This is a genomic window from Mariniflexile jejuense, assembly GCF_042675665.1.
In the GTDB taxonomy this organism is placed as follows: Bacteria; Bacteroidota; Bacteroidia; order Flavobacteriales; family Flavobacteriaceae; genus Mariniflexile; species Mariniflexile jejuense.
Map to the genome: position 1 here is coordinate 2,050,559 of NZ_JBHTJI010000001.1, position 17,676 is coordinate 2,068,234.

The window sequence follows — 17,676 nt, forward strand, 5'->3', positions numbered from 1 at the left end:
CCGTAAGGCTATTACCAATATTTATTCGATAAATCGGTTTTAACTTTAGATGAACAAAAAATATATGTCAAATTAATCGATAAGGAACACTTTTTGAAATAAACAATTTGTTATTTTTACCATCATTCAAAAAAAGAAAACTACCTGTTTATGAAAAAAATTATATTTCTACTTTGCCTTATTTCTACTTTTAATTTGTTTGCCCAAACCACTGAAAAAGAAGATAAAGATGCTATTCAAGCGGTTTTGAAAGCACAACGTATTGCATGGTCTAAACATAATATTGAAGAGTTTATGGAAGGCTACTGGAAAAGTGATTCGCTTAAATTTTATGGTGCAAATGGCATTACTTATGGTTGGGAAAACACACTTATTCGGTATGAAAAAAGCTATCCTACCGAAGCGCATACAGGTAAATTAAGTTTTAAAATAAACGACATTACTAAAATAAGTGATGATGTTTATTTTGTGTTAGGTGAATACCATATAAAACGCGATGTTGGAAATGCCGATGGCATTTTTATGCTTATTTTTAGGAAAATTGACGGTGAATGGAAAATTGTTGCCGATACTTCTTGCTGAAAAACTAAGCTTTATTTGAATTTCTGAATTGCGTTAGGGGTTGAAGTGGAAATCCTTTTTAAAACCTTGGTATAACAAACATTGGTAAGACCTAAAACTAGCAGTTTGGTTTGTCGTGCCTACACGAAATGACGTTTTAAAAAGATTGCAACGAAAAACCCGACCCGATAGGGTAACGCCCAAATGTTATAATTTTTTAACGTATTTGGTTATAATTACTATATGTTGCCCATCAACTTTACCCTCAATGTATTCGGCATTTTCGTGGTCTAAACGAATGTTTCTAACGGCAGTACCTTGTTTTGCTACCATGCTAGAACCTTTCACTTTTAAATCTTTTACCAAAACCACCGAATCGCCAGCTTCTAAAATAACACCGTTAACATCGCGGTGAATAATTTTATTAGCTTCATCTTCATGCTCGCCTGTGGCTCTTGCAAGTGCCAAAGCGTCATCATCTAAATACATCATATCCAACAAATCTTTTGGCCAACCTTCATTACGCAGTCTTTGAAGCATTCTCCAAGCCATTATTTGCACTGCTACAAATTCACTCCACATACTATCGTTTAAACAACGCCAGTGGTTTACATCCATTTCAACTTTACCTTCAATTTGATTTAAACAGGTAATACAAACCAATATATCGTTATCTACATTTTCATTTAATGAAGGCGGAATGGTGTATTGAGATAGTTGGTTGGTTGCTGTACAAAGTTCGCAGGTATTATTGCTTCGTTCTTGTAATGTTTGTAATACGCTCATGAATGTGATTTTGATTTTGCAATAATACGTTTAATTGTAAGTTTTTACAAGTTAGTTTTGTGACAAAAAAAAGCGCCTGTAAAAGACGCTTTTTTATTCGTTTTAAGTGTTTTTATTTTGAAAGTTCTGCAACTAATTTATAAACTGCATCTCCATGAACACCTGTAAAATATTTATCATATTTTTTACCTCTAGCTTCACGCGCAGCTTCATCTGGCCATGCTTTTTTGGAAAGTTCTGCAAGACCATCAAACATTTTTTCTAAATCGGCCATAGAATCAAAAAAGAATGCTTCCATTATTTCGGTTCCATCTTTTCCCCAAGCATGTCTATGTGGGTAATAGCCTTTAATTATTGGATTTGCTTTTATAAGTTTTTCAAAATTTTCTGTTCTTAACGCTCTAATTTCTTCATTAGTTCCATCTTCAGGAAATGCTAAATGTGAAGTGCGAACATAACAAATTAAATCTTTTGTGTTACCAACTGGCATTGGTTTTACAAGAGGCATTGTTGAATAAATTTCATCTGAATGAACATGAGAATAATAGGCTTGCTGTTTTTTCATAAAGGCATCTCTAGCTTTTTCATCGGGCCATGCGGCTTTTTCTAGTTCGCCATCTTTGGCTGCTGCTTTTTCAATATCTGCCCAAGAGCCATATACTCTTACATATATTAATTCGGTGTTATCGGGTGTCATTTGGTGTAAATAGAAGGACGATCCCATAACGTAGTCGTTCTTTTTTGTAACTTTTTCTAGATATTCTTTCTCAACGGCTTTCCAGGTAGCCATATCAAAATCTTCTAAATCCATGTTCCAATGCAGGGTAGTTACAGTAATATACTGTGGTGCTTTTTGCTCATTTTGAGCAAAACTGAGTGTACTAAAACATAGCAATAGTACCATTGCTATAGCTTTTAAAAATTGGTTGGTTGGTTTCATAATTTGTTAAAAAATTAAAGTTAATATATTGATTAAATAAATTCTACTTTAAGATTTTAGGGCGTATGCAACTATGCTACTAACAACTACTAGGGAGAGAGATTGTGAATATAGTAAATATACAAAAATTTACTGAATTCCAACAACTTACAATAATTATAATGTGTCTCTTAATTTTTTAGGCATGCTTTTTACAACCATATTATAAGAATGATCTATTAATTCTAATATAAATTTAGGTTGTAAATCGCTATTGTAAAGCTTAACGGTATTCCAATGTATTTTACTCATGTGGTAACCAGGTTCTATACTTTCGTATTCCGCACGCAGTTCTTGCGCATAATCAGGGTCACACTTTAAGTTAATTGAAGGGTTGCCTATTTCCCAAGATTTTATAGAAGTAAGAAGAAACATTTTTCCTAGAACTTTAAACACTAAAACATCTTCATCAAAAGGAAAATCTTCTGTGACTGCTTTTTTACTAAGGCAATAGTTATGGAGTTGTTCTATGTTCATTTTAAAAGGCGTTCCATTACTTTTTCTGGATGTTTCAATTCAGTATATCCAAATTGTTTATACAAATTATGAGCGTCGCTGGTTTTTAGCATCCAAACGTTGCATGATTGTAGTTGTGGTTCTTCATTTATAGCTTTCATTAACTGTTTTGAATAGCCTTTTCCTCTGTATTCTGGTAAAATAAAAACATCCATTATATAGGCAAAAACCGTATAATCTGTAGCTATTCTGGCAAAACCTATTTGCTTTTCATTTAAATACACGCCAAAACAAAAGCAGGTTTCAATAGTTTTTTTAACTTCTTGTAAAGTTCTACCAGTTGCCCAATAAGTTGTGGTTAAAAATTGATGAATTACATCAACTTGAAGTTTACTTTTATCAGTTGAAATTGTTATCATTTTAAAACTTTATATAAAATGGGTTTGCTTGGTGTTGCATCATTTTCAAACGATGCTATTTGAAGGTTTAGCAAATAACTACCGTCTTTAACTTTGTTTGACACATAAATAAACTCTGTAATAGTACAATCTAGCCGTTGGTTACCATCAAAATCCCAAAAGGCTTTGTGCGCCAATAGTGTACCACCATCATGTTCCCTATCTACACTTGGCAAATCTATAAGCAAGTGTTTAATGCCTTTTTCACGAATAAAAACCATGGCTTCTTCGGTAATATAAGTCCAGTTTGTGTTTGAATACTGCCGCTTTATTTTATCATTTGTATTTGGCATTGTTCTAATTACCAAAGCTTCAGGTGTATTATCTTTTAAAAGCAACTCAATTTGTTTTTTTGAAATAACAGTATCTTTCATGTATTTCTCTCCTGCAACTGATATTACTTCCGCAGTGAAAAAAAACTGTTTTAAATATTTATTTACAGAGTGAAATTCTTTAGTAATATGCCCAATACATTCGGTATGTGTACCATGCGAATGCGGATTGAACCAAATGTTGTTAAAATTAACTGGCGCTCCAAATTTTACGCTACCTACCCAATCTTCAAGCTTTACGGGTTCAAATTTTGGGTCGTCTAAATACCACGCATTTACATTGTTTTTTGATGCACTTATTGGTATTGAAATATCTAATGGCTTCGATAAATCGATTTTAAATTCTTTTGAGTTATGTTGAATTATAGCACGCATTATAAATTGATTTTAAATAAATCTGAAGCTATTCCATCGCTTAAAAATTTGCCTTTTTTTGTGACTAATAATGTATCATCATCAATATACAACAAATGTTCGTTAATGTGTTTTTGAGATTGTTCTAAAAGATATTTTTTGTAAAGAATTCCAAAATCGTGTTCAACTTTTCTTAAAGAAACACCCCATACGGTTCGTAAACCTGTCATAATATACTCATTGTATTTATCGGTTGTTGATAGTATTTCAATTTCTATAGGAAGTACATTTTGTTCTAATGATTTAATGTATTTTGAATTGTTTCGCACATTCCAACCGCGTTTTAAACCATCAAACGAATGCGCCGAAGGACCAACACCCAAATACGGTTTTCCTTGCCAATATGCCGAATTGTTTCTACTGAAATAATCGGGTTTTCCAAAATTTGACAACTCATAATGTATGTATCCTGAAGCTTCCAATTTTTCAATTAATATATGGAATTGTTCTTGTGCCAAATCATCATCCACATTTTTTATAATACCTTTTTTAATAAAGGAATCTAAAGCTGTTTTTGGTTCAATAGTTAAGGCATAACTTGATATGTGAGGAATGTTAAAACTTAAAACGGTTTCAATGTTTTTAAGCCAGTTTTTATTTGTTAAATCTGGAATACCGTAAATTAAGTCGATTGAAATATTATTGAAATACTTCGTTGCTTCTTGTAAACATGCTTTGGCTTCTTCAGCATTATGAGCACGATTCATAAGCTTTAAATCGGTTTCGAAGAATGATTGAATACCTATAGAAAGGCGATTAATTCCAATTTTAAGGTAATCTTCAAAAATAGAATTACCTGCGAGACCTCTCGACTGCGCTCGAGGTGACATTTGCGATTGGATCAAATCGTCTGGATTTGCTTCTAAAGTAATTTCAGGGTTTTCTACAACTTGGTAGTTTTTGTAAATGGTATTAATAATCAATACTAATTCATCTATAGTCAATAAAGATGGTGTTCCGCCTCCAAAATAAATGGTTTCAACGTTTTGATTTTTGAATTCATCCTTACGAAGTTTTAATTCTGTAACCAAAGCATTAACCAATTCATCTTTCTTTTTTAAAGACGTAGAAAAGTGAAAATCGCAATAATGGCATGCTTGCTTGCAAAAAGGTATATGGATATAAATGCCTGCCATTATTTTTTAACTCTATCTTCATTTTGTTTCACAAAAGCATCCCAACCCGAATAACTTTTACCAACTTCTATTTTACCTTCATTATAAAAATGACAAACTGCTGCAGCTAATCCATCGGTAGCATCCAAATTTTTTGGCAGGGTTTTTAAGCTTAATAAACTTTGAAGCATTTTTGCAACTTGTTCTTTACTAGCATTTCCATTTCCTGTGATTGCCATTTTTATTTTTTTTGGCGAATACTCGGTAATTGGTACTTCCCTACTTAAACCTGCAGCCATTGCAACGCCTTGCGCTCTACCAAGTTTTAACATACTTTGTACGTTTTTACCAAAAAAAGGTGCTTCAATAGCAATTTCATCGGGGTGATGTGTGTCTATTAACTCAATAGTGCGTTCAAAAATGAGTTTTAATTTTAGGTAATGGTCGTCGTATTTTTTTAAATCGAGTTCATTAAGTTGTAGAAAATGCATCGTTTTTCCAACAACTTTTATAAGTCCAAAACCCATAATAGTAGTTCCTGGGTCAATACCTAAAATAATTTTTTCTTTACTCATTTATGACTCCAGTTTAGATTTATTAAAGGAATATTGGTTTAATTTGTGACTTGATTTTATGATTTATACGCTGCCATACAAAACTAAACAATTCTTTTTTGTGCTTATCAAAATAAGTATTGTTGTTATTGCTTTTTATTTTATCTATCAAAAACTAACAAACAATAGTGGTTTAGCATTTTCAAGTTTTACTAAGATAATAACTGAAAACAGTATTTTTTCAGCAAAAAGCATCATAATTCTATCCTTTTTAAGCATTTTTAATTGGTTTTTTGAAATTTTGAAATGGCAAAAATTAGTGTCTGCAATAAAAAATATTGCTTTTAAAAATGCTTTAGAACAAACTCTGGGTTCATTAACTGCTTCACTATTTACACCAAACCGAATTGGTGAATATGGTGCTAAAGCCATTTACTATACAAAAACGTTTAGAAAAAAAATAATGCTAACAAACCTAATTAGCAACGCATTACAAATGGCAGTTACTACTTTTTTAGGTGCTATTGGTTGTTATTTTTTTGTTTCAAAATACCAAATGGCTTTAAACACTTCAAAGTTTTTCATTATTTCCATTTTCGCGCTATTCATAATTACTTTAATTGTATTTATAATTCGAAAAACCAAATTCAGGTTTAAAGGATTTTCTTTTGAAAAAATAAAAGCGTTTGTTTTATACTATCCTAAAAGTACAATTGCATTTGGTATAGGCTACTCACTACTTAGGTATGCTATTTTTTCGTTTCAGTTTTATTATTTATTAACGCTTTTCAACATAAATATTTCCTATTTTGATGCTATGCTATTTATAACAACCATGTATTTACTAGCCTCAATTATACCTTCTATTTTTATTTTTGATGTGGTTGTAAAAAGTGGCATTGCTGTATATTTATTTAGTTTTGTTGGTATAAATGCATTAACCATTTTAAGTATTGTAACCATAATGTGGCTTTTTAATTTTGTAATACCCAGCATTTTTGGAAGCTATTTTGTTTTAAAGTTTAACTTTCCAGAAACCAACCCATGATGTTAACTAGTATTATTATTACTCTTCTTTACCTAATGTTAATAGGAAGTTTTGCTTTTGGTTTTGATAAAATTAACCTTTTTAAGCTTGAAGATTTACCTGCTAAAACAACTTTTTCGGTGATAATTCCTTTTAGAAATGAAGCTGAAAATTTGCCCGCTTTATTAAAATCTATTAATGCTTTAAATTATCAAAACACATTATTTGAAATTATTTTTGTTGATGATGCATCTGAAGATGAATCGGTTAAGATTATAAATAATATACTAAAAGGTTTCAGCAACAATCAACCAAACATATCAATTATAAAAAACAAAAAAACTTCAAATTCACCCAAAAAAGATGCTATAACAACGGCTATTGAACATGCAAAACACGAATGGATTATTACTACTGATGCCGATTGTTTGCTTCCTAAATATTGGCTAGATAGTTTTGATGAATTTATACAAAAAAATGATACTAATTGTATTGCTGCACCGGTTAACTACATTGAAAAAAACTGTTTTTTAAACAGGTTTCAGTTACTAGATATTTTGAGTTTGCAAGGTGCAACTATTGGTGGTTTTGGTATTAACAAACCATTTTTGTGTAATGGTGCTAATTTTGGATACAAAAAAGACCTTTTTATAGATTTGAATGGGTTTGAAGGCAACACAAATACAGCAAGTGGTGATGATATTTTTCTGCTAGAAAAGGCTGCAAAAAAACACCCTAAACAACTGCATTATTTAAAATGTGAACTTGCCATTGTTTTAACAAAAGCACAACCAAGTTTAAAAACATTAATTAGTCAACGAATACGTTGGGCTGCAAAAACCAGTCATTATAATAACTGGTTTGGGAAATTTACAGGACTTATTGTATTGCTCAAAAATGCCCTTATAATTACATTATTACTGCTTACAATTATTGGTAGTTACAATTTAAAAGTATTCTTATATGTATTAATTATAAAATTTAACATCGATTTCTTTTTAATTTATAAATCGGCAGTATTTTTTAATAAAAAGGGTGCTTTAAGAAGTTATATTGTTGGGTTTTTGGTTTACCCGTTTTTTAGTGTTTATGTTGCTTTTATATCGCTATTTTCAAGCTATAAATGGAAAGGACGTACATTTAAAAAGTAACGTTAATTTGCTTGAATAATAACAGGTAATTCAAATTCTGTTTTTACCTGTTGCCCGCGTTTTATTGCTGGAAACACCTTTGGTAGCGAATCTAAACTTGAATGAATTAAGGTTTCTATATTTGGTATTTCTTTAATAATAGTACTATCAACTTCAATGTTTAAAAGTGATAAAACACCTGTTTCAGACACTTGGAATTTTAAATTTATAGTATCGGTAACATCATGTGTTACAACGATGGTTTCGCTTTGTAAATGCTTTAAAATATGTGCAGTTAACACATCTGTAAAACACACTGTTTTTTGTGGTTTGCTCTCTATAGAATCGCAACTTGAAAATGATGGATACACATCAACATCATTCCAATTAAATGTTTTTAATTCTTCATTTAAAATAGCCTCAGGCGATGTTTTTTTCACATTAAAATACTCGCAAGATGTAAGCGTTAAGGCGACTATTAAAACATAAATTTGCTTCATAATGGAAAACTAAGCCCGAAAAGTACGATTTTTTTGGTTTTTATGTTATTAAAAACAAAAAAACCGAAGCTAATACTTCGGTTTTTTTAGATTGACATGTTTAAAATTATTCTTTTTCTGGTAAAGGTTTATCTTCTGTTACTTGAAATATAATTGGTAATGAATAAGGCACATTAACCTTTTTTCCCTTTTGTTCACCTGGAATCATTTTAGGTAATGATTTTATAACCCGAATAGCTTCGGCTTCTAAAGCTGGATGTGGTGCTCTAGAACGAACTTCTGTAATATTCCCTTCTATATCAATTTTAAAAATAACATTTATACGCTGTCTTCCTACTAAATTGTTTTCTTCAGCTATTTTGGTATTGAAATTTTTGGCTACGTGGTCTTGAATGTTTTTAGACATACATACTTTTTTATCAGCGTTAGTTTCTAAACTTTCACAACCAGGAAATACTGGAACTTGGTCAACAACACCAAAAGGAACATCAACATCATTAATTACATCGTCAAAAAATGGGTCATTAAAACCATCATCACTTGTAAAAACCAACAATTTCTTTAAGGTTTTATCTTCAGCATCCGTTATGTCGCCTTGTTTTTGAATTTGGTTAAAAACATCACATATTTTTTCGGTCAATTTAGTTTTTGGTTTTATGGAAGTATACGTTTGTACTTCTTTGACTAATTCCGTATCTAAATCATTTTGCTTTATAATTCTTAATAATAAATTTAAACCTTTATCTTCTTCTTCACTTGTATTCCCTTGAGCTTGGAGTTGTTTTCCAATGGCTTTTATTTTTTCAATTAATGGTGAATTTTGAGCTATTTTTTCTTCACTTAAAGTTTGTCTATTTTGTGAATAGGCATTTTGCATACATGACGTATAAACCAACATCCCAAAAACCATAGGAATTAACAATGCATACTTTAATAAATTTACCTGTTTTGATTTTGATTTTGTTAACATAACGATTCGTTTTTTGATTAATGATTGTTTAAAAAATGGATTGATGAATGAAATATTTTTAGTTTCGAAAACTTGCGATAATAAATTTTGATAATAACTTGCTTTATCTTGGTGCTTCACAACTTCTGCATCGGCAATAAACTCATGAAGCGACATCATTCTATTTTTGTACATATATACTAAAGGGTTAAACCAAAAAAGTATCCGAAACATTTCAAAAAACAATAAATCTAGTGTGTGTTTTTGCCTAACATGAACAATTTCATGCTTCAAAATTGCTTCTCTATTGGCATCCATTAAATATTCTCCTAAAAAAATATAATTAAAAAATGAAAAAGCAGTATCACTTTTTAAGAGCTTAACAATTACCAAATTTCCGGCTTTACTTTTAGGGCTTTTTAATAGTATTTGTAATAGTTTTACTGTTTTAAAAACGAATAAAATAGTTGCTAAACCAATACCTATTAATAGTATATTTTCCCAAATTAAAAAAGGTTTAGATTCTACAAATACACTATTTAATTCTGTGGTTGTTTGGTTTTCTGAAGTTACGGTACCAATAATAACTTCAGGAAGATTTATAATGAATTTTTGAGGTACTACATTTTTAAAATTATCAATTCTAATAAATGGAATAGCAATAGATAATAGTGCAGTTGCAATTAAATAAAACCTATTCCAATTAAAAAAGGTTTCACTCTTTAAAAACATATCGTAAATAAGTAAAAAAGCCAATTGAAATGCTATAACTTGCAGAATATAATATGCCATAACCTTATTTTTCTTTATTAATATCTTTTAATACAGATTCTAATTCGTTTAAACTGATATCATTTTTTTTCATAAAGAAAGACACCATGTTTTTAAAAGAACCTTGAAAATAATTATCAACTAAACTGTTTATTGATTGGTTACTATAATCTTGTTGTTGTAAAAGTGGGAAATAAATATGTCCTTTACCTTCTTTTTCATAATCTACAAAACCTTTACTTTCTAAAATTCTAACAATGGTCGAAACGGTGTTGTATGCTGGTTTAGGCTCTGGAAAATCTTCAATAATGGTTTTTACATTGGCTTTTTTAAGTTTCCAAAGTATTTGCATGATATCTTCTTCTGCTTTTGTTAATTGTTTCATTCTGAAGTTTATTTTAATGATTTTAAATTAAAAACCTAGTTGAATAAAGCAAATATAACTAAAAAATTAGTTTAAACTAATTTTTTAGTTATAAATTTAAATATCTGTATAAATCTGGGTGTTTAAATTATAAAAAAGAAGAAGCCCTATGGGTCTCTCACCTCCATAGGGCTTATGTAAATTGCTATTATCAACAAAAAAAATTGAGGGATTACTAATTTTTTGAAGTGTTGACTATACAAAGGTAGGAATTACAAATTCATTCGACTTACGGGTTTCCCGTAATTGTTTTACGGGTTAAATAGAGAAGTCAAGTATAGTAGGCTTTAAGAGAGGTTAAAAAAAATTAAAAAAGCAAAAATTAATTTCACACCTTATAAAACGCTTTATTTTATTACACAAAACCCTTGTTTCTGGCAATATTTACAAGCGTTTCGTCTTGTCCATCTTGTACATCAAAAATTTCTCTTAATTGTTTTTTTCGCTTTTCAATGGCACTTAACGACAAATCTAGATGAGAAGCCAAATTTTTTGTTTTTACGCCTTGAGATAATAAATGAAGTATTCTTCGGTTTTTTTCATCAATTATAATATCACTGGTAATTGCTTTTCTAATAAAACTATTTACAGTACCGCTATAAAATGGTGGGTTATTTAATACAGCTTGAAATGCACTTGCTAATTCACTTGAAGTTAAATCACTTTTTATTAAAAATCCTTCTGGATCGATGGTTTTAATGATGTTATGAATTCTAAACGACTCATTAAACATGGTTAATATTATAATTTTTGCGTTTGGCAACACTTTACGTGCGTAAGCAGCTATATCTTCACCTGAAGTCATTAATCCATCGGATGATGGCGGTAAACTAATATCAATAAATAATACGTTATATTGATTTTGTATTTCGACAGATTTATTGATTAGCAAAATAGCTTCATCACAATTATTTGCTATATCAATTTCTAGTATTTGAGTTTCTTTTTTTGTAAATAGCAATGTGTTTTGATAACCTTCAATAATCATTGGATGGTCATCAATCATTAAAATTTTAATTTTTTGGTTCATACTATTGGTTAGGTTAATGGGACTTGTATGGTTACTGTTGTTCCTGTGTCTTTTTCTGATGTAATATTAATTTCGCCGCTTATTTCTTTAATTCTAGAATTCATGTTTTTTAAGCCAATACCAGACTTTGCTTTGCTAACATCAAAACCAGCACCGTTATCAATTAATGTTAGCCAAATTACATTATTTTTTAATTTAAAACTAATACTAACTTTGGTTGCTTGTGCATGCTTATAAATATTATGTAGCGACTCTTGAATAATACGGTATATATGTATTTTCTTTTTGTTAGAAACCTCATCCCAATTAATTAAATCATCGTGTTCTAAAGTGTAAATTAAGTTATAAACTGTAGATTGTGTTTCAACCAATGTTCTAATAATGTCGATAAATCCAGAGCCAGAAACAAAATCGGTATTTAATTCATGTGATACTTTTCTAATATCTTCTTCAATAGTTTTAAGTTCTATTATATATTGTTCTCTTGTTTTAATAGCCTCCATAGTGCTACTCATATTTAAACTATCTAAGCTTAAACGTGTTCCAAACAAACGTCCTAAAACGCCATCATGTAATTCTTCTGAAATGCGTTTCTTTTCTAATGTTCTTGCTTCTTCTACTTTTTCGTTTTGAGATAGCATTAAGTTATAAATTTCTTCGTTTGTTTCCTGCTGCTGTTGTATAAATTGAAGTTCTTTATTTTTATTTCTTTGATTAATTACTAAGTATAATAAAAAGGATGCAATAATGATTACGATTGATATAACCAAAAGCCACAAGCGTTCTTTTGCTATTTGTAAATTTTCTTGTTCTATTTGGCTAGTTTCAAAACGGATTCTTGCAAATTTATTTCTAATAGTTCTTTCGTTTTTTTGCAAGCTATCGCTTAAATGAATGTAGGCTTTTAAATGTTTGGCAGCCATATCGCCTTCTTCAATTTTTGAAAGTAATAAGAGTGATTTTAACAAATCGTCGTTATGGTATTTTTCCGAAATATTTTTTGCAACATAAGCATAGTATTTAGCTAAATCTTTATTGCCTTTATCGTTATAATATTCTGCAATATGTTGGTTAATTATAATGGAATTATACCCTTTAAATTCAATACTATCACTAATTCTTAATGCTTTAAAATACAAATCAGGCAACTGCTTGTGCTTATTTGATAAGTATAATGTATGCGCATAGTTGTCTAGCACTAGAGCATACATGCTTTGATTCTTTTTTATAAAATCTTCATCACCTAAAATTTGATTATAATACTCAATTGCTAAACCATACTGCTTTGCATTTTTATAAGTATTACCTATATTGTTTTTTGAGATGTTGATTGTTTCCTTATTATCTCCTTTTAATCTTTCTTTGAGTTTAAGAGCTTTCGTATGGTATTTTACAGATTCATCATATTGTTCTAACTCTTTAAAAACAATACCTAAATTATTATATATAAAAGCTTTACTACCTATTATTTCATTCGTTTCACCTAGTGGTTCTAATAACGATAATGCTTCAACGGAAGACACTTCACTGCCTATAAAATCTTTTTCATTTTTTTGAATTACAGCAATACCATACAATGTTAAAGCCAATTCATATTTAGAGTTTAATTTCTTAAATATTTTTTCAGCTTTATGGTAATAATAAAAGGCACTATCGGTTAAAGGTGTAGCTTTTCTATAATACTCAGCTATTGTGTAATTGGTTTTTCCTACTAATGTAGAATCTTGAATATTTAGAATAAATTGTTTTAATGAATCTATTTTTTTTAAATTATAACTTTCTTGAGAAAAAGAATAATTTAAGCTGAAGCAAACTACAATATAAAATACTTTAAGTTTCAATAAAAATGGATTGTTATCAGTTCTACCAAAAGTATCTATAATTTTGTTATAAAAAAAGCTCCTTACCTGTTTGGTAAAGAGCTTTTATTTATTGGGTTAAGATTTTTTATTCATCAATATCACCTCCTGTGTATAGAACGTTTTCAGTCTCTGGAGATTTTAAAATGTCATCCTCGTTTAAATCTTGTTTTGTGCAAGACGTTAAAGATGTGATAAGCAATGCCAAAATAAAGGTAATTTTTAGGGCTTTCATAATATTTGATTTTAAGGTTAAATTATTTATTCTTCTAAATGTTAAAACAAAACGGTAACCAAGACTTTGAAAAACAAAACCCGAGTTAGAGGGAAAAAATGGATAATTAACTTAAAATCGAATGCACAAAAAAAACGCACAGATTTATAAAATACTATTTTGAGGGAATATGACTTTACAGTCAAAAAAAATGGATTAACTTTTCTTAAATTGCTTAGGGAATATTGGGGCGCTTTTTAAGAGTTGCTAAAGTATTACAAAACGAATGATTAAATAAAATAAAATCGATGAAATGTAGTTTTTATTCGATGAAATGTAATTTGTTAGTTTAAAATCAATCTAAAGAAAAACAAAACTTACAAAATAGACTTGCCTTTGATTAATGTAGTTTTTACAATTTTAGTTTTTACATCAACATCTATTGGCTTATTCTGAAGTCTATTAATAAGCATTTGTGCAGCACTTGTACCAATTTCTTTAGCATGTTGCCTAATTGTAGTTAATTGTGGAATGGTATGGTACGAATCCGATTTACTAGCAAAACCTATTACAGATATATTTTTTGGCACTTTTAGTCCTAATTTAACAGCGGTATTTATAGCAATAATACCTGACGAACTATCTGCGGCAATAACTCCATCTATTTCAGGATTTTTTTTAAAAAAAGCCATTATCTTTTTCTGTTGATCGTCTTTCTTTTTAATTTTTAAAACCAAAGGTTCGCCGCCTGTTGTTTCAAAAATTGCTTTTTTATATCCGCGTTCTCTTAATTTTCCAACACTTAAACCATCTAAAGTTGATATGAAGGCAATGTGCTTTCTGTTTTCGGAAAATAAATTTTTGGTTGCATTAAAGGTTGCATCAAAATCATCTACTATAACTTTGTCACACAAAACATCATGTGCAACTCTATCAAACATTACTATAGGCAACCCTTGTGTTATGGTTCTTTTAAAATGTTCAATCTCATTTTTAATTTGCGTTTCTTCGGCTACTGATAAAATAAAACCATCAACACTACCATTGGCTAATAGGCGAAGACTTTCTTTTTCCTGTTCTAGCGATTCGTTTGATATACAGGTAATTATATTATATCCGTATTTAGTAGCTTCTCTTTCAATACCAAAAAGCACTTTTGCTAAAAAATGGTTTAAAATATCTGGAATTATAACTCCTATGGTTTTTGTTGCATTTTGTTTTAAACTTAATGCTACTTTGTTAGGTTTATAATTATAAAGTTCGGCAAGTTCTTTTACACGCTTAACGGTTTCTTCTCCAATTTCTTCACTGTTATTCAATGCTTTAGAAACTGTTGAGATTGAAACATTTAACTCTTTTGCTAATTGTTTTAAGGTTACCATACTATAAACGTGTCGTTTTAATTTATTGCAATTTACAAAAATAGATGTATCAAAATAATCTCAAAAAAAATATCAAAATCTTTTTTAGTGAAAAGTAATAGATTAGCATTAAACTAACATTAATTAAATTTTAGAATAGTATTTTTGTGCTTTAATTTTTTATATGAATTTTTCAAAAGTTAAACTAGTAGTTTCAGACATGGATGGCACGCTACTAAACCCTAAAAGTGAAGTTAGTGAACGATTTTTAAATCAGTTTATTCATCTTAAGAAAAAAAACATTCATTTTGTTGCTGCAAGCGGACGCCAATACCAAAGCATTTTAGAAAAACTACATACAATTAAAGATGACATTTCTATAATAGCTGAAAATGGCGGCATGATGAAACATGATAATAAAGAACATATTTTGTTAACCTTATCATTAGAAAACAGATTAAAAGCTATAGAAATGTTGCGTAAAATTAATAATACCTATATTGTTTTATGCGGAAGAAAATCGGCTTACCTTGAAACTTCTAATTCAGATTTTATTTCAAAATTTAGTAAATATTATTCTGAATATAAAATAGTTGACGATTTAACTACAGTTGATGATGATGATTTTTTAAAAATTGCTGTGTATCATTTTGAAAGTTCTGAAAAACACATTTTTCCTCATATAAATGAATTAAAAAATAACATGCAAATTATTGTATCTGGTCAAAATTGGCTAGACATTTCTCATGCCAATGCCAACAAAGCCTACGCCTTAAGTATGTTACAAAAAGAATTGGGTATTACCAAAGAAGAAACTATGGTTTTTGGCGATTATAATAATGATTTGCAAATGCTAGAACTGGCACATTTTAGTTATGCCATGGAAAATGCACATGATGATGTAAAAAAAATTGCCCGTTTTAAAACTAAAAGCAATGCAGAAGAAGGTGTTGAAGTAATTTTAGAGCAACTTATTAACTACAAAACATAACAAAGCACAAGTTAAGTTTTAATTAAACTAAACCTGTGCTTTGGTTAAATGAATAAGACTTATAAGACTATTTACCTAATATTCTGAACATACCAGTACCACAACTTGGGCATTTGCCTTTCATTGCTTTTCTACCGTTTTTCATAGTAACTTCAGCAGCATCTTTTATTTCTTTTTTGTCTTTACACTTTACACAATATCCTTCCATGATTAATTGGTTTTTTATTTTTTAATAATTATTTATAAATGTAAGTTTTATTATAAGTGCGTGCAAGTAAAAAATAAAGATTATCATCATTTTTTTTATAATCTCATATTTATTTGTAGTTTATTTTTTACAAATAAAATAAATTTTAGAATATTAACTAATTTTAGCCTAGTTGCTTACTAAAAATATTAGTTGCATACGAAATTCATTTTAAAAAGAAATTTAGCGTGTTTAAAAAAATACTTAAGTTAAAATATACCATTTAAAAACTATATACTTAACCTTTTTAAAACTATTCGTTTATTTAAATTCAACTTATTAATATTGAGTATTTCATGAAGTTTTTCAATAGTTAGAGGTTTATTTATATAACCTGAACATATTGGATTTAACTTTGCCTTATTTATGTCTTTAGGACTTGTTGACGAAGAAAGTATGTAAATTTTTAAATTTTGAATTTCTAATTGATTTTGCTTAATTAGTTTTTCAAGAAATTCAAAACCTGTACATTGAGGCATATTTATATCTAAAAACAAAACATTGGGTCTTGTAAAATGATTTAAATTATTTTTAAGTAATGAAATTTGGAGGTATTTCAAAGCTAACAAAGGATTTTGGTAATGTATAACTCTTATGTTATTATGATACGTTTTAAGTATTCTTTGGTTGACAAATAAATCTAATTTATTGTCATCTATCAACATTACATTTTTTATTGGTATCATATTTATAATTTATATTAAGTAGGATATTTGTATCTAAATTTTTAAAACTTAATTTTTTTTAATTATTAAAAAAAACCGAACTACTTTACAGCTTCAGTTTTTATTTCCGAAGCATCTAAAAACATAGAAACATAGCTTTCAATATTACCATCATCATCTTTTATTGGAACTATAGTAGTTTCTAAATAAATTTTTTTGCCAGTTTTTGTTGTGTTTTTTAAAATACCATTCCATATCAAACCTTGTTCTATTGTATGCCATAAGTGTTTATAAAAAAGATCTTTATGATGAGTTGCTGAATATAAACTATTTTCAACGCCAATAAGTTCATTTTCTTTACGTCCAGTAATACCACAAAATTTTTCGTTGGCATAAACAATGCGTCCATTCTTATCGGATACAGAAAATGCTATGTTTTTTGTAATAAATTTTGATATAGCAATATCTGGGTAAAGTCGCCACATATGATGTTTTGTTGTTTCCATTTTGATTTTAATTAAAATTGGCGTTTTTAAAAAGTATTTTTTTAGGCAAAAGATTTTAAAAATAGGTTTTGTTTTTGTATATAATATGACTTTCTACATAATGGTATTTAAATTATATTTGCTTAAATACTTGAATTCTTTTAAAAAAATAAAACTCTATATTTTTTCCAAAATTTAGTTATTGGCATCTATATATTGAGTATTTACTGTTAATGTAGAATTATCATTTTTTTCAAATACAAGCAAAATTTAGCTTTACGTTTATTCTACAGCTAGTAAACTTAAGACAATTGATATGCCAAAGTAAATGAAAGACTTTAGAATGATATTAATAAATTGATTTTCAA

At 28.9% G+C, this 17,676-nt stretch carries 21 protein-coding genes; 4 read left to right on the forward strand and 17 right to left on the reverse strand.

Annotation, left to right across the window (positions count from 1 at the left end; genetic code table 11):
* The first annotated feature begins 150 nt into the window (after positions 1-150).
* Entirely contained in the window at positions 151-582 is a 432-nt protein-coding gene (locus tag ACFQ1R_RS08685) for a YybH family protein (protein ID WP_379925763.1), read from the forward strand.
* A 186-nt stretch (positions 583-768) separates the two neighbouring features.
* Here ACFQ1R_RS08685 and ACFQ1R_RS08690 read toward each other — a convergent pair whose 3' ends face one another.
* The 7 genes from ACFQ1R_RS08690 to ruvC form a co-directional block, all read right to left on the reverse strand.
* Positions 769-1,347, reverse strand: coding sequence for a PhnA domain-containing protein (locus tag ACFQ1R_RS08690; RefSeq protein ID WP_379925764.1), 579 nt, complete (start codon positions 1,345-1,347; stop codon positions 769-771).
* A 112-nt stretch (positions 1,348-1,459) separates the two neighbouring features.
* Positions 1,460-2,287, reverse strand: coding sequence for a hypothetical protein (locus tag ACFQ1R_RS08695; protein WP_379925765.1), 828 nt, complete (start codon positions 2,285-2,287; stop codon positions 1,460-1,462).
* Between the two features lie 156 nt (positions 2,288-2,443).
* The gene (locus tag ACFQ1R_RS08700) at positions 2,444-2,803 is read right to left on the reverse strand and encodes an MmcQ/YjbR family DNA-binding protein (RefSeq protein WP_379925766.1); all 360 of its coding nucleotides are present in this window, start codon (positions 2,801-2,803) and stop codon (positions 2,444-2,446) included.
* A complete protein-coding gene (locus ACFQ1R_RS08705; protein ID WP_379925767.1) occupies positions 2,800-3,201 on the reverse strand; it encodes a GNAT family N-acetyltransferase in 402 nt (133 codons plus the stop codon). Before ACFQ1R_RS08705 ends, ACFQ1R_RS08700 begins: the two co-directional genes overlap by 4 nt.
* Positions 3,198-3,947, reverse strand: a complete 750-nt coding sequence (locus ACFQ1R_RS08710) for a cyclase family protein (protein ID WP_379925768.1) — start codon at positions 3,945-3,947, stop codon at positions 3,198-3,200. The genes ACFQ1R_RS08705 and ACFQ1R_RS08710 overlap by 4 nt, the downstream gene beginning before the upstream one ends.
* Positions 3,947-5,122 (reverse strand): radical SAM family heme chaperone HemW, encoded by a 1,176-nt coding sequence (hemW, locus tag ACFQ1R_RS08715; RefSeq protein ID WP_379925769.1) that lies wholly within the window; start codon positions 5,120-5,122, stop codon positions 3,947-3,949. Before hemW ends, ACFQ1R_RS08710 begins: the two co-directional genes overlap by 1 nt.
* Entirely contained in the window at positions 5,122-5,676 is a 555-nt protein-coding gene (gene ruvC, locus ACFQ1R_RS08720; protein ID WP_379925770.1) for a crossover junction endodeoxyribonuclease RuvC, read from the reverse strand. The genes hemW and ruvC overlap by 1 nt, the downstream gene beginning before the upstream one ends.
* Before the next feature lie 58 nt (positions 5,677-5,734).
* On the opposite strand from ruvC, the gene ACFQ1R_RS08725 reads away from it, so the two are divergent.
* Together ACFQ1R_RS08725 and ACFQ1R_RS08730 are read left to right on the forward strand one after the other, a co-directional pair.
* A complete protein-coding gene (locus ACFQ1R_RS08725) occupies positions 5,735-6,703 on the forward strand; it encodes a lysylphosphatidylglycerol synthase domain-containing protein (protein WP_449288661.1) in 969 nt (322 codons plus the stop codon).
* Positions 6,700-7,833, forward strand: a complete 1,134-nt coding sequence (locus ACFQ1R_RS08730; protein WP_379925772.1) for a glycosyltransferase family 2 protein — start codon at positions 6,700-6,702, stop codon at positions 7,831-7,833. Before ACFQ1R_RS08725 ends, ACFQ1R_RS08730 begins: the two co-directional genes overlap by 4 nt.
* Before the next feature lie 2 nt (positions 7,834-7,835).
* On the opposite strand, the gene ACFQ1R_RS08735 is transcribed toward ACFQ1R_RS08730, so the two are convergent.
* The 7 genes from ACFQ1R_RS08735 to ACFQ1R_RS08765 all read right to left on the reverse strand — a co-directional run bounded on the left by ACFQ1R_RS08735 (position 7,836) and on the right by ACFQ1R_RS08765 (position 14,941).
* Positions 7,836-8,312 (reverse strand): hypothetical protein, encoded by a 477-nt coding sequence (locus tag ACFQ1R_RS08735; RefSeq protein ID WP_379925773.1) that lies wholly within the window; start codon positions 8,310-8,312, stop codon positions 7,836-7,838.
* A gap of 106 nt (positions 8,313-8,418) precedes the next feature.
* A complete protein-coding gene (locus ACFQ1R_RS08740; RefSeq protein WP_379925774.1) occupies positions 8,419-10,053 on the reverse strand; it encodes a M56 family metallopeptidase in 1,635 nt (544 codons plus the stop codon).
* A 4-nt stretch (positions 10,054-10,057) separates the two neighbouring features.
* Positions 10,058-10,417, reverse strand: coding sequence for a BlaI/MecI/CopY family transcriptional regulator (locus tag ACFQ1R_RS08745; protein ID WP_379925775.1), 360 nt, complete (start codon positions 10,415-10,417; stop codon positions 10,058-10,060).
* A 394-nt stretch (positions 10,418-10,811) separates the two neighbouring features.
* Complete coding sequence (locus tag ACFQ1R_RS08750; protein WP_379925776.1) at positions 10,812-11,486, reverse strand: response regulator; 675 nt, start codon at positions 11,484-11,486, stop codon at positions 10,812-10,814.
* 8 nt (positions 11,487-11,494) lie between these two features.
* On the reverse strand, positions 11,495-13,327 hold the full coding sequence (locus tag ACFQ1R_RS08755) for a tetratricopeptide repeat-containing sensor histidine kinase (protein ID WP_379925777.1): 1,833 nt from the start codon (positions 13,325-13,327) through the stop codon (positions 11,495-11,497).
* A gap of 106 nt (positions 13,328-13,433) precedes the next feature.
* Positions 13,434-13,580, reverse strand: coding sequence for a hypothetical protein (locus ACFQ1R_RS08760; protein WP_379925778.1), 147 nt, complete (start codon positions 13,578-13,580; stop codon positions 13,434-13,436).
* A gap of 356 nt (positions 13,581-13,936) precedes the next feature.
* Positions 13,937-14,941 (reverse strand): LacI family DNA-binding transcriptional regulator, encoded by a 1,005-nt coding sequence (locus ACFQ1R_RS08765; protein WP_379925779.1) that lies wholly within the window; start codon positions 14,939-14,941, stop codon positions 13,937-13,939.
* A 163-nt stretch (positions 14,942-15,104) separates the two neighbouring features.
* Here ACFQ1R_RS08765 and ACFQ1R_RS08770 point away from each other — a divergent pair, with 163 nt between their 5' ends.
* Positions 15,105-15,911 (forward strand): HAD family hydrolase, encoded by an 807-nt coding sequence (locus ACFQ1R_RS08770; protein ID WP_379925780.1) that lies wholly within the window; start codon positions 15,105-15,107, stop codon positions 15,909-15,911.
* A 67-nt stretch (positions 15,912-15,978) separates the two neighbouring features.
* Here the strand turns inward: ACFQ1R_RS08770 and ACFQ1R_RS08775 are convergent, their stop codons facing one another.
* The 3 genes from ACFQ1R_RS08775 to ACFQ1R_RS08785 all read right to left on the reverse strand — a co-directional run bounded on the left by ACFQ1R_RS08775 (position 15,979) and on the right by ACFQ1R_RS08785 (position 17,329).
* Entirely contained in the window at positions 15,979-16,119 is a 141-nt protein-coding gene (locus ACFQ1R_RS08775) for a DUF5679 domain-containing protein (RefSeq protein WP_162880137.1), read from the reverse strand.
* A gap of 269 nt (positions 16,120-16,388) precedes the next feature.
* Complete coding sequence (locus tag ACFQ1R_RS08780; protein WP_379925781.1) at positions 16,389-16,844, reverse strand: response regulator; 456 nt, start codon at positions 16,842-16,844, stop codon at positions 16,389-16,391.
* An 80-nt stretch (positions 16,845-16,924) separates the two neighbouring features.
* On the reverse strand, positions 16,925-17,329 hold the full coding sequence (locus ACFQ1R_RS08785; protein WP_379925782.1) for a PAS domain-containing protein: 405 nt from the start codon (positions 17,327-17,329) through the stop codon (positions 16,925-16,927).
* Positions 17,330-17,676 lie beyond the last annotated feature (347 nt).

Bases quoted from the DNA above. Each gene is read 5' to 3' on its own strand.
- ACFQ1R_RS08685 (WP_379925763.1), top strand. From the start codon at position 151: ATGAAAAAAATTATATTTCTACTTTGCCTTATTTCTACTTTTAATTTG.
- ACFQ1R_RS08690 (WP_379925764.1), bottom strand. From the start codon at position 1,347: ATGAGCGTATTACAAACATTACAAGAACGAAGCAATAATACCTGCGAA.
- ACFQ1R_RS08695 (WP_379925765.1), bottom strand. From the start codon at position 2,287: ATGAAACCAACCAACCAATTTTTAAAAGCTATAGCAATGGTACTATTG.
- ACFQ1R_RS08700 (WP_379925766.1), bottom strand. From the start codon at position 2,803: ATGAACATAGAACAACTCCATAACTATTGCCTTAGTAAAAAAGCAGTC.
- ACFQ1R_RS08705 (WP_379925767.1), bottom strand. From the start codon at position 3,201: ATGATAACAATTTCAACTGATAAAAGTAAACTTCAAGTTGATGTAATT.
- ACFQ1R_RS08710 (WP_379925768.1), bottom strand. From the start codon at position 3,947: ATGCGTGCTATAATTCAACATAACTCAAAAGAATTTAAAATCGATTTA.
- hemW (WP_379925769.1), bottom strand. From the start codon at position 5,122: ATGGCAGGCATTTATATCCATATACCTTTTTGCAAGCAAGCATGCCAT.
- ruvC (WP_379925770.1), bottom strand. From the start codon at position 5,676: ATGAGTAAAGAAAAAATTATTTTAGGTATTGACCCAGGAACTACTATT.
- ACFQ1R_RS08725 (WP_449288661.1), top strand. From the start codon at position 5,735: ATGATTTATACGCTGCCATACAAAACTAAACAATTCTTTTTTGTGCTT.
- ACFQ1R_RS08730 (WP_379925772.1), top strand. From the start codon at position 6,700: ATGATGTTAACTAGTATTATTATTACTCTTCTTTACCTAATGTTAATA.
- ACFQ1R_RS08735 (WP_379925773.1), bottom strand. From the start codon at position 8,312: ATGAAGCAAATTTATGTTTTAATAGTCGCCTTAACGCTTACATCTTGC.
- ACFQ1R_RS08740 (WP_379925774.1), bottom strand. From the start codon at position 10,053: ATGGCATATTATATTCTGCAAGTTATAGCATTTCAATTGGCTTTTTTA.
- ACFQ1R_RS08745 (WP_379925775.1), bottom strand. From the start codon at position 10,417: ATGAAACAATTAACAAAAGCAGAAGAAGATATCATGCAAATACTTTGG.
- ACFQ1R_RS08750 (WP_379925776.1), bottom strand. From the start codon at position 11,486: ATGAACCAAAAAATTAAAATTTTAATGATTGATGACCATCCAATGATT.
- ACFQ1R_RS08760 (WP_379925778.1), bottom strand. From the start codon at position 13,580: ATGAAAGCCCTAAAAATTACCTTTATTTTGGCATTGCTTATCACATCT.
- ACFQ1R_RS08765 (WP_379925779.1), bottom strand. From the start codon at position 14,941: ATGGTAACCTTAAAACAATTAGCAAAAGAGTTAAATGTTTCAATCTCA.
- ACFQ1R_RS08770 (WP_379925780.1), top strand. From the start codon at position 15,105: ATGAATTTTTCAAAAGTTAAACTAGTAGTTTCAGACATGGATGGCACG.
- ACFQ1R_RS08775 (WP_162880137.1), bottom strand. From the start codon at position 16,119: ATGGAAGGATATTGTGTAAAGTGTAAAGACAAAAAAGAAATAAAAGAT.
- ACFQ1R_RS08780 (WP_379925781.1), bottom strand. From the start codon at position 16,844: ATGATACCAATAAAAAATGTAATGTTGATAGATGACAATAAATTAGAT.
- ACFQ1R_RS08785 (WP_379925782.1), bottom strand. From the start codon at position 17,329: ATGGAAACAACAAAACATCATATGTGGCGACTTTACCCAGATATTGCT.